Consider the following 14,793-nt stretch of genomic DNA (forward strand, 5'->3'; position numbering starts at 1 on the left):
CTCAGTCCTCGTCGCGTCGGTCCCTGTCGCGCGGAGCGTCCTTCGGCGGCCGGTCCTCGGAGCCGCCGTCCCCCGGCGCGGACGAGGCGAAGCCCCCGAAGCCCCGCCGGACCCGGCCGCCCAGGTCGCCCGCCCCGCCCGCGATGTCGGTGACCAGCTTCATCAGCGGGTCCTTCGACGACTTCACATGCGTGGCGTAGTGCGAGGCGGACTCGCGGAAGGAGTCCGTGACCGAGGTGTCCTTGTCCTCCGTCCGGCGCGGGTAGTGGCCGTCCATGATCCGCTGGTGGTCCCGGGACTCCGCCCACTTCTTCAGCTCGGCGGCCCGCACGGCGGTGAAGGGGTGGGAGCGGGGCAGCACGTTCAGGATCTTCAGCACCGAGTCGCGCAGGTCGCCCGACTTCTCGTACTCCTCGGCCTGGGCGAGGAACGCGTCCACGTTCATCTCGTGCAGGTGGTTGCCGCCCGCGATCTTCATCAGGCCGCGCATAGACGCGGTCAGATCCTGGCCGACCAGCAGCCCGGCCCGGTCCGCGGACAGCTCCGACTTGCGGAACCACTCGCGCAGCGCGGTCACGATCGCCATGATCGCCACCGAGCCCAGCGGGATCCAGGCGACCCGGAGGGCGAGGTTGGTCAGGAACAGCAGGATGGTCCGGTACACGGCGTGCCCGGACAGCGCGTGCCCGACCTCGTGCCCGACGACCGCCCGCATCTCCTCCTCGTCGAGCAGCTCGACCAGCCCGGTCGTCACCACGATGATCGGCTCGTCCAGGCCGATGCACATCGCGTTCGGCTTCGGGTCCTGGGTGACGTACATCGGCGGGACCTTCTCCAGGTCCAGGATGTAGCAGGCGTCCCGCAGCATGTCGTTGAGGTGCGCGAACTGCTGGTCGGAGACGCGCACCGAGTCGGAGAGGAACAGCAGCCGGAGGCTGCGCTCGGGCAGCAGACCGCTGAGCGCCTTGAAGACGGTGTCGAATCCGCTCAGCTTGCGCAGCGCCACCAGGGCGCTGCGGTCGGCGGGGTGCTCGTACGCACGCGAGGAGATCCCGGGGAAGCGCCTGCGCTGCCTGCTCGGCACCTTCTCGTGCCCGTTGTGCTGGTGGCCGTCGTCGGACATGTGATCCCCCATGTGCGTCTCTGTGGCCGTCTGCGGCCCCTGCGGGCCCCCGGAGCAGGCTCCAGCCTAGGCCGTGTCTGACCATTCCCGTCTGCCCCGCGGCGTCATGCACGCACTCTCGCCGCACCGGGCACAGACCCACGGACACCAGTCCGAGGGCCCGCGCCCGGCACGCCGGGAGCACGCACCTGACGCCGCGGCGCCGCCCTCCGGGCGACGACGGGAATGGTCAGACACGACCGCGGAGTTACCTTGGACGGGCAGCACAGCGAAGGAGTCCCACGTCATGGAGCACAACCCCCCGGCCGCCTGGCTGACCGAGGCCGCGCGCGCGGCCGAGACGCAAGGGGCGGGGAAACTGCTCCGCGTGATCCTGATCGTGATGGTCCTGGGCTCTGTCCTGACCGCGTGGTTCCTGTTGCGGGGGTACAAGTCGAAGGACGAATGAGGCGCCGGATAAGTTGCCTCGGCGCGGGGCCGGTGCGGCGCGCGCGGCCCCAACGGCGGAGTCGGCGTGATCGCTGCGGAGCCGCCCGCTTACGATGAGCCGACACCTTTATCCCGCCCACACCCGAAGGTCCTGCCGAAGATGAGCTTCCAGAGCACCGCTGCCCAGTTGGCCACCCTCGCCTCCGAGGGCGGAGAGCACGGCGGCAACCACGAGAGCCTCGAACCGCTGGTGACCGGCGGCGCGGCCTTCGTCATCCTGATGCTCCTGCTGTGGATCACCACGCGCTTCAACCGCGACCGCTGATCCGGAGGTCCGGTTGATACCCGGAGGTCCGGCGACGGTGGCCCACGGGCCGGGCCGGTAGGGTCTGCACGCATGGGAGAGCAGGACATGCCTACCGGCCCCGGCAACGGCCCGTCGAATCCCGGCAAGCGCCGGCTCGGCGTCATGGGCGGAACGTTCGACCCGATCCACCACGGGCACCTCGTGGCGGCCAGTGAGGTCGCCGCGCAGTTCCACCTGGACGAGGTGGTGTTCGTCCCGACCGGGCAGCCGTGGCAGAAGAGCCACCGCCAGGTCACCCCGGCCGAGGACCGCTACCTGATGACGGTGATCGCGACCGCCGAGAACCCGCAGTTCTCGGTGAGCCGGATCGACATCGACCGCGGCGGCCCGACGTACACCGCGGACACGTTGCGCGACCTGAAGGCGCTCAACCCCGACACCGACCTCTTCTTCATCACCGGCGCCGACGCCCTCGGTCAGATCCTGACCTGGCGGGACACGGAAGAGCTGTTCTCCCTCGCGCACTTCATCGGGGTCACCCGGCCCGGCCACCACCTGGCCGACCCCGGACTCCCGGAGGGCGGTGTCTCGCTCGTCGAGGTTCCCGCCCTGGCCATCTCCTCCACAGACTGCCGTGCGAGAGTCGCCAAGGGCGACCCGGTCTGGTATCTGGTGCCGGACGGGGTCGTGCGCTATATCGACAAGCGCGAGCTGTACCGCGGCGAGTGAGCCGAGAGGGGCACCGGTGAACGACCGATACGACGCGGGGTACGGGTCCGACCAGCAGTGGGAACTCGTCGGCTACGACGAGTACGGGCAGCCGGTCTACCGACAGGTCCCGCCGCAGCAGCCCCCTCAGCAGCCCTACGACCCTTACGCACAGCAGGGGTACGGCTACGACCCGTACGCGACCGGGCAGCAGCAGCCGGTCCCGCCGTACGACGGCTACGACCCCTACGGCACGGGCGGCACCGCCCCCGCCCACGACCCCTACGGCACGGCCGCCACCAGCGGGCAGCAGCCGCGGGTCGCCGAGCAGACCGCCTACATCCCGCAGCAGGCCGGGCCCGCCGAGGAGCCGCAGGCGCCGCCGCGGGCGGAGGAACGGGACTACCGCACCGAGCAGTTCGCCTTCGTGGAGGAGCCGGACGGCGACTCCGAGGACGTCATCGACTGGCTGGCGTTCACCGAGAACCGCACCGAGCGCCGCGAGGAGGCCCGGCGCCGGGCCCGCAGCCGGATCGTCGCCCTGGTCGTCGTACTGGCCCTGTGCGCCGTCGGCGGCGTCGGCTACCTCTGGTACGCGGGGAAGCTGCCGGGGCTCTCCTCCGCCGAGGAGAAGACCGGCACGGCCACCGCCGTCGGCGCCCAGAAGCGGGACGTCGTCGTCGTCCACCTGCACGACACCAAGAGCGGCGACACCGCGACGGCCCTGCTCGTCGACAACACCACCACCCAGCAGGCCACCACCGTCCTGCTGCCCAACTCGCTCTCCCTGACCGGCGACGACGGCACCACGACCACCCTCGCCAAGTCCGTCGAGGACGACGGCTCGGCCGGCACCCGCGAGGCGCTGGACACCGTCCTCGGCACCGAGATCCAGGGCACCTGGCGGCTGGACACGCCCTACCTCCAGAACCTCGTCGACCTCGTCGGCAACATCGACGTCGACACCGACACCGACGTGCCCGACCCGTCCGCCAAGTCCAAGGGCGCGGCGCCGCTGGTCAACAAGGGCGAGGACCAGACCCTCAGCGGCAAGATGGCCGTCGCCTACGCCACCTACCGCGGCTCCGGCGAGGCCCAGAACGCCCAGCTGGAGCGGTTCGGCCAGGTCATGCAGGGCGTACTGCGCAAGCTGTCCTCCGACGCGCAGGCCGCCACGGTCACCGTGCAGACGCTCCAGCAGATCCTCGACCCGTCGATGACCGACAAGGACCTCGGCACCTTCCTCGCCGAGCTGGCCGACCTCGCCAAGGGCGGGGACCACAAGACGGCGCTGCTGCCGGTGCAGGGCGACGGCACACTGAGCGCCGAGACCAGCGCCAGCGTGGTCAAGGACGTCCTCGGCGGCACCGCGAAGAGCCCCGACCAGGACGCGGCCGTGCGGGTCTCGCTGCAGAACGCCACCGGTGTGAAGGACAACACGGAGAAGGCCCGGGTGGTGCTGCTCAACGGCGGCTTCACCTTCCTGGACGGCGGCACGGCCGGCGCGGCCCAGGCCGCCTCGAAGGTCGTCTACACGGACGCGGCGGACAAGGCGGACGCCACCGAGGTCGCCAAGACCCTGGGCCTGCCCACCGGCGCAGTGTCGAAGGGCAAGGTCACCTCGAACGCGAACGTCTCGGTGATCCTCGGCCAGGACTACACGCCGTAGTCCCGGGCCGGGGCCCGGGCCCGGGGCGGGAACAATCACGTGGGGTGCCGTCGGCGGTCGTGAGACCCTTGAGTCCTAGTGACCGCCGACGGAAAGCCTTGTAGTGACCGCCACTGACCGTTCCATCGAGCTCATCACCACCGCCGCACAGGCGGCGGCCGACAAGCTCGCGCACGACATCATCGCCTACGACGTCAGCGACGTGCTGTCGATCACCGACGCCTTCCTGCTGGCCTCCGCGCCCAACGACCGCCAGGTCAAGTCGATCGTCGACGAGATCGAGGAGCGGCTGAACAAGGAGCTCGGCGCCAAGCCGGTCCGCCGCGAGGGCGACCGCGAGGCCCGCTGGGTCCTGCTCGACTACGTCGACATCGTCGTCCACGTCCAGCACAGCGAGGAGCGGGTCTTCTACGCCCTGGAGCGGCTGTGGAAGGACTGCCCCGAGCTGGAGCTGCCCGAGGACGCCAAGGCCACCCGCGGCAAGGCCGAGGAGCACGCCAAGCTCCAGGCGGCCGAGGACGCGGCCGAGCCGAGCGGGGACTGGCGGTGAGCGCCGCCGGCGGGCCCGCGGCCGGCCGTCCCGGCCGCGGCCGCCGGGTGATCCTGTGGCGCCACGGCCAGACCTCCTGGAACGTCGAGCGCCGCTTCCAGGGCACCACCGACGTCGCCCTCACCGAGACCGGCGTCGCGCAGGCCCGTCGCGCCGCCCGGCTGCTCGCCTCGCTGGGGCCCGACGCCATCGTCGCCTCCGACCTCCGGCGGGCCGCCCACACGGCCGCCGAGCTGGCCGCGCTGACCGGTCTGGACGTCGCGCACGACGGGGGGCTGCGGGAGACCTACGCGGGCGTGTGGCAGGGGCTCACGCATGACGAGATCATCGCCCGCCACGGCGAGGAGTACGCCGCGTGGAAGCGCGGTGAGCCGGTCCGCCGCGGCGGTGGCGAGCTGGAGACCGAGGTCGCCGACCGGGCCGCCCCGGTGGTCCTCGGGCACGCGGAGAAGCTGCCCGACGACGGCACCCTCGTGGTGGTCAGCCACGGCGGCACGATCCGCACCACCATCGGCCGGCTGCTCGGTCTGGAGCCGGACCACTGGGAGAGCCTCGGCGGCCTCTCCAACTGCTGCTGGTCCGTCCTCGGCGAGGGCGCCCGCGGCTGGCGGCTGCTGGAGCACAACGCCGGCACCCTGCCGGAGCCGGTGCTCGGCGACGACGACTGACCGTCCGGGAGCGTCCGGAGCCCGGATTTCACTTTCCGGCAGGTCGCAGGCTAAAGTTCTTCTTGTTCGCCCCGCCGAGCGGGGCGAAACACCATGTGACTCAGGTCGCGTGGGACAAGGGGCTATAGCTCAGTTGGTAGAGCGCCTGCATGGCATGCAGGAGGTCAGGAGTTCAATTCTCCTTAGCTCCACAGATCGACTTTCGACGATCAGGATCCCATCCCCTCCGGGGGGTGGGATTTTTCGTGCACACTGATGCCGAAGGGCCTTGAGTCACTTGGGACCCGGGAGGCGTATACCTCTGTGGAGGCGCGCTGTGTCCCGACTGGTACTGAGGCGTCGCTGACCGTATTGGCCCGGCCGTGGCAGAATCAAACGGCCGGAAGGGGGCGCGGCCCGACGGGAGGGAGCAGTGATGCCTGCGAGCATCCTCGGAGAGGTCGGCCACCTCTCCGACGCAAGCCGGACACGGGACACGGTCACCCGCCTCAGCTGCCCTTCCTGCGGCTCCGTCCATGTCGCCCAGGTCCTCGGTGACAACGGTGGCATCTCCTACGTGTGCACGGCCTGCGGCCACAGCTGGAGCTGATCGATGGGTGCGCACAGGCGGAAGTGTGATTGGTGCGGCAGCGGCACGCCGATCGTCCGCGACATGGAACCGGTCAATCCGGACTATCAGTACTGGTGCGAGGAATGCGCACGGGCGCTGATCATAAAAGGCGACCCCATCGAGACGTACCGCGAACTCGAGGGCGAACCGATCTACGGCCGGCTGCTCGAAGAGCACTGCACGCTCAAGCGCTTCTACTCCTTCGTCACGGCCTGACGTTCGTCGCGGGCCCGTCACGGCACCCGTTGCGGCCTCGTCGTGCCACCGCGCCGAATCCGACATTTCATGCCGAAATTCTCTCCGGTGGAAACGATTTGGTGGTGCGCGGGGTCGACCGGTAATGTTGGCGTCGCCGCCGGGGAAACCGGGCGGACCAAAGCAAGGGGCTATAGCTCAGTTGGTAGAGCGCCTGCATGGCATGCAGGAGGTCAGGAGTTCAATTCTCCTTAGCTCCACAGTGAGATCCCGCCGGGTCATGACGACCCGGCGGGATCTTTTGCGTGTGCGGTGCCTACGACGTCCCAGGGCCGCCCGGGGTTCCGGACGGCCCTGTGGTGCGGGGTCGCCGCCTCAGCGGCCCAGGGCGCGGCGGCTGCGGCCCTGGGAGAGCACCGGCAGGTTGTTGCGGGCCGGGGCGCGCTCCGTCTGGTCCTCCAGGCGCAGGGCGAGCGCGGGGCAGCGGCGGACCGCGCGGAGCGCCTTCGCCTCCGCGTAGCGCGGCACTTGGGCCTGCGCGACGGTGGGGAAGCCGTCGGCGCCGAGCTCGAAGACCTCCGGAAGGATGTCCGCGCACAGGCCGTGGCCGCGGCACAGCGTCCAGTCGACGTAGATCTTCTGGCGGCTGGGGCCGTTCTCCTCCGACTCGCCGCCGCCGGGGATGCCGGTCGGCGCCCTGCCCCCCTCGAAGAGCGGCAGAACGCCCTCCACGGGCCGTCCGCAGCCGTTGCCGAGGACATGGGCGGCCAGGTCGTCGGTGAACGCCTTGATGGTCGATTCGAGGAACATCGCCGAGCCGTCCGGGTGCGAACAGGCGCCGCGCCGCTTGACGTTCTTCGCGACCTGCTTCACCGCCTCCAGGGCGGCGGGTCCGCCGCCGTTGAGGATGTCCTCCAGGCCGCGCGCCGCGGCCGGCAGGCCGAGGTAGCAGGGGCCGCACTGGCCCGCGCTCTCCTCGGCCAGCCACTGCGCCACCCGCAGCGACTCACCCAGCGGACAGGTGTTCTGGGTGATCGGCAGAATCGCGCCCGCGCCCAGTGAACCGCCCACCGCGTCCAGCGAGTTGCGCGAGACGACCGCCTCGTTGACGGTCGCCGCGTCGATCCACTTGCCGTGGTAGCCGCCGGTCAGCACGCCCTGCGGGACCGGCGGCGCGCCGGCCAGTTGCAGGACGTAGCGCAGCGGGACGCCCGTGGGCACCTCGATGACCATCGGGCGGGCCACCGCGCCGGAGACGGTGAGCATCACGGTGCCGGGCTCGTCGTAGAGGCCGGTGTTGCCGTAGCGCTCCGGGCCGATGCGGGCGGCGATGGCGAGCTGGGCGAAGGTCTCGGCGTTCGACAGCAGGGTCGGCGCGCCGCCCACGCCGCTCTTCGAGGCGCTGATCTTGCGGCCGGGCGGGATCGCCGGGCCGCCGTCGATGGACCGGATCAGCGAGGCCGCCGCGCCGGTCACCATGCGTACGGGATTGCGCTGCACGCGGGCGCGCAGCGCCGAGCGGCGGCCGTTGCTCAGGCCGCGCTCGGCGAGCGCGGCCTCCATGGAGCGCTGCGTCGACTCCCTGGTGACCCCCACCACGAGCGTGCGGGCACCGAGGGCCTCGGCGCACAGCAGCGCGCCGTCCAGGATGAGATGCGGGGCACGGTTGATGAGCACCGTGTCCTTGCGGCAGGCCGGTTCGTCCTCGCTTCCGTTGACGACGACGACCGGCCGGACACCGCGCTTGATCGCCGATTCGGCGACCGAGCGCAGCTTCTTGTGGAAGGGGAAGCCCGCGCCGCCGCGGCCCTTCAGGCTGATGCGTTCGGCGAGCTGCGCGAGCTGCTCGCCGCCCATCGGTTCGAGCGGCCCGTGCACCTTCAGGTGCATGGGCAGATCGAGTCGTTCGACAAGGTCGAAGCCCGACGTGAGCTGGGGAAGGCCGACCACGCGGACTTCGGGTACGTCGGGCAGGGCCTCGTTCACCTATAGCCTCCGGAAGGCATGTTCCAAGGTTCGCCCGAACCCGGTGCGTCGAAGGACTCACCGGGGGGTGGTTCATTGGCGGGACCGCTGTTGTACGTGTCGTTGGGGTTGTACGTGCCGTAGAGCGGATTCGACTCACCGGTGTCGTACACATCACTCCCGCCGTACCCGCCGGTGCCCGAATTGCCGTAGGTCGGGATGTTGTATCCGGTGTCGGTGAGGGGGTCGTAGGCCGACGGGGGCGCCTCGCCGACGGGCGGGGGCATCGGGATCGGCCAGCTTCCGGAGGTGCTGCCGCCACTGTCCATGCGTGGCATCGCCTCGGTGGGCTGCATGTCCAGCGGCAGGTCCATCCGCGCGGTCCGGTCGTCGGTGAAGGACTGCTCGGCGAAGGACTGCTGGGGGCGCGGAGGTGTGTTGACGGCGCGGTACGCGGCGGCGAAGCCGTTCGCCGGTTCGGCGGCCGGCGGTTCGGCGCGGCGCGGGCCGCGCTGGGGCTCGTAGCCGGGCAGTGAGCCGGTGCTCTCGTTCATCCGGGCGCGGCTGGCGTCCAGCTCCTCGCGGGCCGAGCGCTCCCCGGAGGTCCCGAGGAGGGTCGCTATGCGGTCCGCGATCCTGCGCTTCACCGGGCGGGGAGCCGCCCGCAGGGCCAGGGCGGCGCCGACGCCGACCAGGCACAGGCAGTACATGATGACGAAGATCGGCTTGGCGGAGCGGCCCGCCAGCAGACCGTGCACCAGCGCCGCGCACCAGGCCGGGTAGGCCAGCATGTGCATGGCGCGCCAGCGCGCCGCCACGGGAGCCGGGGACGCGAAGCGGTTGCGCAGCGCGCCGGTCACCCCCACGAAGATCATGAGCATGGCCGCCAGGGTGCCGAGGCCGATCAGGAAGGCGTTCCCGGTGACCTGGTCGCCGCCCGCGAGGAGGAGCCCGAAGGGGATCACCGCGGCGATCCAGATGGTGTGCTCCAGCGCCAGCTTGGTCACGATGTGGACGACGAGGAAGGCGATGGAGGCAATCGCCAGCACCCGGTGCACGCCCTGGGCGGCCAGCCGCTGGCGGGTGACGAGGATCATCCGGTCCTGGGCCACCAGCCCCCAGATCACCGAGCAGGTGAGGCAGACGAGGGACAGGACGCCGGCGCCGAAGTTGAGGAAGTGCAGGAGTGTGTCGTCTGCCGTGCTGTCCGTCGTCACCGTGTACCCCCCGGTGTCACGCCGGAGGGTATGGACTGCGGGGCGGCAGCCCTCGCGGCCCCCCGGGCCGACCTGGTCGGCCCGGGGGGTGAGCTGCGGTGAAGGGGAGGATTCATGGGGGCAACTCCGAACGTTCGGGAAGGCGGTCCCGTTGCTGCACTTTAGGCGGCGCCCTACCGGGGGGTACGAGGTTTGAGTTATTGCGTTGTTATCAAAGGGCTGTGCGCTGGGTGCGATGTCCTGCTAGCTGTTGTTACGCCGAGTAAGTGTCGGCCTTGCTCGAGGTGTTGTCGGGTGTGAACCGGAGTGCTCCATGGGGGACCGGGACGCGTGGTGCCACGCGCCGAGGTGTCATACGTAAGCGCGTCGCAGCGTGCTCAAGCGCTGCGGTACCCTGACGCCATGCGTGCCGTACGCCTTCTGCTTAGCGAGCCGCGCTGATCAATCCCGGCCACCGTCGTGAAGAGTGGCCGGCATCGGCGCGGCGTCCCCTCCTGTGCGAGGGGATTTTTCGTTTCTCGGGAATCGCAGCCGCTGGCAGAGACGATCGATGGAGCTTTGAGGATCATGAGCGAGACGAACCCCGCTGCCGCCGCCGAGGTGGCCGCGCCGCACCGCTACACGGCCGCCATGGCCGCGGACATCGAGGCACGCTGGCAGGACGTCTGGGACGCCGACGGCACCTACGCGGCGCCGAACCCCGGAACGGGTGACCTGGCGGGCGATCCCGCCCTGGTGGACAGGCCCAAGAAGTTCATCATGGACATGTTCCCGTACCCCTCCGGCGCGGGCCTGCACGTCGGCCACCCCCTGGGCTACATCGCCACCGACGTCTTCGCCCGCTTCCAGCGGATGACCGGCCACAACGTCCTGCACACCCTGGGCTTCGACGCCTTCGGCCTGCCCGCCGAGCAGTACGCCGTGCAGACCGGCACGCACCCGCGCGTGTCCACCGAGGCGAACATCGAGAACATGAAGGCCCAGCTGCGCCGGCTGGGCCTGGGCCACGACAAGCGCCGGTCGTTCGCCACGATCGACCCCGAGTACTACAAGTGGACCCAGTGGATCTTCCTGCAGATCTTCAACTCCTGGTACGACGACGAGGCGGGGAAGGCCCGCCCGGTCGCCGAACTGGTCGCCCAGTTCGAGAGCGGTGAGCGCGGTGTGCCCGGCGGCCGTTCCTGGAACGAGCTGACCGCCGGCGAGCGCGCCGACGTGCTGAGCGAGTACCGCCTGGCCTACGCCTCCGAGGCGCCGGTGAACTGGTGCCCCGGCCTGGGCACCGTGCTGGCCAACGAGGAGGTCACCGCCGACGGCCGCTCCGAGCGCGGCAACTACCCCGTCTTCAAGGCCAAGCTGCGCCAGTGGAACATGCGCATCACGGCCTACGCCGACCGGCTGCTGGACGACCTGGAGGAGCTGGACTGGCCCGAGGCCATCAAGCTGCAGCAGCGCAACTGGATCGGCCGCTCCGAGGGCGCCCGCGTCGACTTCCCGATCGACGGCGAGCACATCACCGTCTTCACCACCCGCCCCGACACCCTGTTCGGCGCGACCTACATGGTGCTGGCGCCCGAGCACCCGATGGTGGAGAAGTTCACCCCGGACGCCTGGCCCGAGGGCACCCACGAGGTATGGACCGGCGGTCACGCCACCCCGGCCGAGGCCGTCGCCGCCTACCGCGCGCAGGCCGCCGCCAAGTCCGACGTCGAGCGGCAGGCCGAGGCCAAGGACAAGACCGGCGTCTTCATCGGCGCGTACGCCACCAACCCGGTCAACGGCGAGCGGGTGCCGGTCTTCATCGCCGACTACGTGCTGATGGGATACGGCACCGGCGCGATCATGGCCGTCCCGGCGGGCGACCAGCGCGACTTCGAGTTCGCGCGCGCCTTCGAGCTGCCGATCACCTGCATCGTCGAGCCGACCGACGGGCGCGGCACCGACACCTCGACGTGGGAGGACGCCTTCGCGTCCTACGACGCGAAGATCATCAACTCCGCCGGTGACGGCGTCTCCCTGGACGGCCTGCCGGTCGTCGAGGCCAAGGCCCGCATCACCGAGTGGCTGGAGCGCACCGGCCACGGCCGCGGCACCGTCAACTTCCGGCTGCGCGACTGGCTGTTCAGCCGCCAGCGCTACTGGGGCGAGCCCTTCCCGATCGTCTACGACGAGGACGGCGTCGCGCACGCGCTGCCGGAGTCGATGCTGCCGCTGGAGCTGCCCGAGGTCGAGGACTACTCGCCGCGCACCTTCGACCCGGACGACGCCGACACCCAGCCGGAGACGCCGCTGTCCCGCAACGAGGACTGGGTCAACGTCACGCTGGACCTGGGCGACGGCCCGAAGAAGTACCGCCGCGAGACCAACACCATGCCCAACTGGGCCGGTTCCTGCTGGTACGAGCTGCGCTACCTGGACCCGCACAACTCCGAGCAGCTGGTCGACCCGGAGATCGAGCGGTACTGGATGGGCCCGCGCGAGGGGCAGCCGCACGGCGGTGTCGACCTGTACGTCGGCGGCGCCGAGCACGCGGTGCTGCACCTGCTGTACGCGCGTTTCTGGTCCAAGGTCCTGTTCGACCTGGGGCACGTCTCCTCCGCGGAGCCGTTCCACAAGCTGTTCAACCAGGGCATGATCCAGGCCTACGTGTACCGCGACAGCCGCGGCATCGCCGTGCCGGCCGCCGAGGTGGAGGAGCGCGACGGCGGCTACTACTACGCGGGCGAGCAGGTCTCCCGGCTGCTGGGCAAGATGGGCAAGTCCCTGAAGAACGCGGTCACTCCGGACGAGATCTGCGCCGAGTACGGCGCGGACACCCTGCGCCTGTACGAGATGGCCATGGGCCCGCTGGACGTCTCGCGGCCGTGGGACACGCGCGCGGTGGTGGGCCAGTTCCGGCTGCTGCAGCGGCTGTGGCGCAACGTCGTCGACGAGGCCACCGGTGAGGCCACGGTCGTCGACGCCGAGCCCGACGAGGACACGCTGCGTGCGCTGCACAAGGCGATCGACGGGGTCCGCGGCGACCTGGAGGGCATGCGCTTCAACACCGCCATCGCCAAGGTCACCGAGCTGAACAACCACCTGACCAAGGCGGGCGGCGCGGTGTCGCGTCCGGTCGCCGAGGCGCTGGTGCTGCTGGTTGCCCCGCTGGCCCCGCACATCGCCGAGGAGCTGTGGCGCAGGCTGGGCCACCAGGACTCGGTGGTCCACCGGGACTTCCCGGTCGCCGACCCGGCGTACGTCGTGGACGAGACGGTGACCTGCGTGGTGCAGATCAAGGGCAAGGTCAGGGCCCGGCTGGAGGTGCCGCCGGCCATCTCCGAGGAGGAGCTGGAGAAGGTGGCGCTGGCCGACGACAAGGTCGTGGCGGCGCTGGACGGCGCGGGCATCCGCAAGGTGATCGTGCGGGCGCCGAAGCTGGTGAACATCGTTACGGCGTAGCCGGGGCGGTAGCGGGGGCGTCGGCGGGGTGTGGCCCGGGGCGGTAGCGGGGGCGTCGGCGGGGTGCGGCCCGGGGCTTCCTCGGGGAGGTGTCTCCGGGGCGTCCCCTACGGGCAGGTTCGGGGTTCCGTCGGAACTCCGGGCCTGCTTGCAGCGTTTACCTTGGAAGAGCGGCGCGGTGTGTGCCGCGCCGGGTCCGAGGAGGAGCTTCGTGGAAGCAGTGATCGCCGTCGTCGCCCTGCTCTTCGTGCTCTTCGTGGCGGCCGGGGCGTACGTCACCGTGAAGGCGGTGGGCGCCGCCAAGCGCGGTGTGGACCGTACGATCACCCAGGCCCGCCGCACGGTCGAGGACCACACCCTGCGCGCCAAGTCCCTCGCCCAGCTCGGCCCGGCGGGCGAGCTGGCCCAGCTGCGGCTGAAGCTGCGCACCTCGATGCGGGCCACCCAGGACGCGCTGCACGCGGGCGCGGCCGAGGACGAGTCGCTGAAGGAGTCCCTCGGCCTCTTCCAGCGGCTGAGCGCGCACGGACACGAACTGGACGGCGAGATGCGCCGCCTGGAGAGCGAACCGGACCGGGCGACCCTCACCGAGCGACTGCCCGGCCTGCGGGAGCGCACCGAGCGGATCGTCGCCTCCGCGGACTCCCTGCGCTGGGCCGCCCGCGACCGGGCCCGCCGCTTCGCGGACGACGACCTCGACTCGCTCAGCGCGCAGATCGACGTCGAGGCGGGCGCCCTGCGGCACTGGACGACCGAGGAGCCGCCCGCCTCCGCCACCACGCCCCCTCCGCCGTGGCCCGAGGCGCCGCCCGCCGAAGCGCCGACCGCGCGCCAGACCTGGCCCGACGAGCCGCGGCGGCGGACCGCCGAGGCACCGACCCAGCCGGCCATCACCCCGCCCGACCCGCGCCCGGCCTACCCCTGGCAGAAGAAGCCCCGCCCCGAGAGCACGACTTGATCCGGCCACGGCCGCCCAGGTGAGAGGGGCCGGGCTGCCGCCAGGGCGCTACGCCAGGTAACCTCCAGCTCATGTCCCGCCATGTCGCGATCGTCACCGATTCAACGGCCTACCTGCCGCCGCGGACGATGGAGCGCCACGGCATCACCGCGGTGCCCCTGACCGTGGTCCTCGGCGACGAGGCGCTGGAGGAGGGCACCGAGATCTCGACCCGCTCGCTGGCCCAGGCCCTTCAGAAGCGGCGCCCCGTGACCACCTCGCGCCCCAGCCCCGAGCTGTTCGCCGAGACCTACCGCAGGGTGGCCGAAACCGGCGCCTCCGGCATCGTCTCGCTGCACCTGTCCGCGGAGCTGTCCGGCACCTACGACGCCGCGGTGCTCGCCGCCCGGGAGGCGCCCGTACCGGTGCGGGTGGTGGACACCGGGATGATCGCGATGGCGCTCGGCTTCTGCGCGCTGGCCGCCGCCGAGGTGGCGGAGTCGGGCGGCACGGTGGACGAGGCCGTCACGGCAGCCGAGAAGCGGGCCGCCGGCACCTCCGCCTACTTCTACGTCGACACCCTCGACTACCTCCGCCGCGGCGGGCGGATCGGCGCGGCCCAGGCGCTGCTCGGCTCGGCGCTCGCGGTGAAGCCGCTGCTCCAGCTCAACGGCGGCCGGATCGAGCCGCTGGAGAAGGTGCGCACGGCGTCCAAGGCCATCGCCCGGCTGGAGGAGATCGCCGCGGACCGGGCGGGCGGCGCCCAGGTCGACATCGCGGTGCACCATCTGGCCGCCCCGGACCGGGCGTCGGCACTGGCCGACCGGCTGCGCACGCGGGTGCGGGGGCTGGCCGACCTGCATGTCAGCGAGGTGGGCGCGGTGATCGGCGCGCACACCGGGCCCGGATTGCTGGGGGTCGTGGTCTCGCCCCGGTGAGGGGGGCCTTTTGTGACAAGGGTGGTTCGTCCGAGT

The 14,793-nt window shown here is 71.2% G+C and carries 14 protein-coding genes and 2 tRNA genes; 13 read left to right on the forward strand and 3 right to left on the reverse strand.

The genetic code is table 11. From position 1 onward, the window contains the following. Position 1 precedes the first annotated feature (1 nt). Positions 2-1,123, reverse strand: coding sequence for a M48 family metallopeptidase (locus tag AB0E07_RS14960; RefSeq protein ID WP_362250803.1), 1,122 nt, complete (start codon positions 1,121-1,123; stop codon positions 2-4). Between the two features lie 286 nt (positions 1,124-1,409). On the opposite strand from AB0E07_RS14960, the gene AB0E07_RS14965 reads away from it, so the two are divergent. The 10 genes from AB0E07_RS14965 to AB0E07_RS15010 all read left to right on the forward strand — a co-directional run bounded on the left by AB0E07_RS14965 (position 1,410) and on the right by AB0E07_RS15010 (position 6,519). After that, entirely contained in the window at positions 1,410-1,571 is a 162-nt protein-coding gene (locus AB0E07_RS14965; protein WP_362250622.1) for a hypothetical protein, read from the forward strand. Between the two features lie 141 nt (positions 1,572-1,712). Beyond that, positions 1,713-1,877 carry a hypothetical protein gene (locus AB0E07_RS14970; RefSeq protein ID WP_362250625.1) on the forward strand — a complete coding sequence of 55 codons (165 nt, stop codon included), beginning with the start codon at positions 1,713-1,715 and terminating at the stop codon, positions 1,875-1,877. A gap of 72 nt (positions 1,878-1,949) precedes the next feature. Next, positions 1,950-2,588 (forward strand): nicotinate-nucleotide adenylyltransferase, encoded by a 639-nt coding sequence (gene nadD, locus AB0E07_RS14975; RefSeq protein WP_362250628.1) that lies wholly within the window; start codon positions 1,950-1,952, stop codon positions 2,586-2,588. Positions 2,589-2,604: 16 nt separating this feature from the next. Next, complete coding sequence (locus tag AB0E07_RS14980; protein ID WP_362250631.1) at positions 2,605-4,236, forward strand: LytR C-terminal domain-containing protein; 1,632 nt, start codon at positions 2,605-2,607, stop codon at positions 4,234-4,236. A 103-nt stretch (positions 4,237-4,339) separates the two neighbouring features. Beyond that, on the forward strand, positions 4,340-4,786 hold the full coding sequence (gene rsfS / locus AB0E07_RS14985) for a ribosome silencing factor (protein WP_362250633.1): 447 nt from the start codon (positions 4,340-4,342) through the stop codon (positions 4,784-4,786). After that, on the forward strand, positions 4,777-5,454 hold the full coding sequence (locus AB0E07_RS14990) for a histidine phosphatase family protein (protein ID WP_362250806.1): 678 nt from the start codon (positions 4,777-4,779) through the stop codon (positions 5,452-5,454). The genes rsfS and AB0E07_RS14990 overlap by 10 nt, the downstream gene beginning before the upstream one ends. A gap of 118 nt (positions 5,455-5,572) precedes the next feature. Then, positions 5,573-5,645, forward strand: a tRNA-Ala gene (locus tag AB0E07_RS14995). Between the two features lie 224 nt (positions 5,646-5,869). Next, positions 5,870-6,043 carry a hypothetical protein gene (locus tag AB0E07_RS15000; protein WP_362250636.1) on the forward strand — a complete coding sequence of 58 codons (174 nt, stop codon included), beginning with the start codon at positions 5,870-5,872 and terminating at the stop codon, positions 6,041-6,043. A gap of 3 nt (positions 6,044-6,046) precedes the next feature. Next, a complete protein-coding gene (locus tag AB0E07_RS15005) occupies positions 6,047-6,280 on the forward strand; it encodes a hypothetical protein (protein ID WP_003976229.1) in 234 nt (77 codons plus the stop codon). Between the two features lie 166 nt (positions 6,281-6,446). After that, a tRNA-Ala gene (locus AB0E07_RS15010) sits at positions 6,447-6,519 on the forward strand. A 115-nt stretch (positions 6,520-6,634) separates the two neighbouring features. Here AB0E07_RS15010 and AB0E07_RS15015 read toward each other — a convergent pair. Beyond that, the gene (locus AB0E07_RS15015; protein WP_362250639.1) at positions 6,635-8,245 is read right to left on the reverse strand and encodes an NADH-ubiquinone oxidoreductase-F iron-sulfur binding region domain-containing protein; all 1,611 of its coding nucleotides are present in this window, start codon (positions 8,243-8,245) and stop codon (positions 6,635-6,637) included. Continuing rightward, the gene (locus AB0E07_RS15020; RefSeq protein ID WP_362250643.1) at positions 8,242-9,441 is read right to left on the reverse strand and encodes a cytochrome b/b6 domain-containing protein; all 1,200 of its coding nucleotides are present in this window, start codon (positions 9,439-9,441) and stop codon (positions 8,242-8,244) included. Before AB0E07_RS15020 ends, AB0E07_RS15015 begins: the two co-directional genes overlap by 4 nt. 567 nt (positions 9,442-10,008) lie before the next feature. Here AB0E07_RS15020 and leuS point away from each other — a divergent pair. From leuS to AB0E07_RS15035, 3 genes are all read left to right on the forward strand, one after another. After that, positions 10,009-12,882, forward strand: a complete 2,874-nt coding sequence (leuS, locus tag AB0E07_RS15025; protein ID WP_362250646.1) for a leucine--tRNA ligase — start codon at positions 10,009-10,011, stop codon at positions 12,880-12,882. 211 nt (positions 12,883-13,093) lie between these two features. Further along, entirely contained in the window at positions 13,094-13,840 is a 747-nt protein-coding gene (locus AB0E07_RS15030; RefSeq protein WP_362250649.1) for a hypothetical protein, read from the forward strand. A 71-nt stretch (positions 13,841-13,911) separates the two neighbouring features. Further along, entirely contained in the window at positions 13,912-14,757 is an 846-nt protein-coding gene (locus tag AB0E07_RS15035) for a DegV family protein (protein ID WP_362250652.1), read from the forward strand. The last annotated feature ends 36 nt before the right edge of the window (positions 14,758-14,793 follow it).

It is taken from the genome of Streptomyces sp. NPDC048002 (assembly GCF_040653275.1).
Classification (GTDB): domain Bacteria; phylum Actinomycetota; class Actinomycetes; order Streptomycetales; family Streptomycetaceae; genus Streptomyces.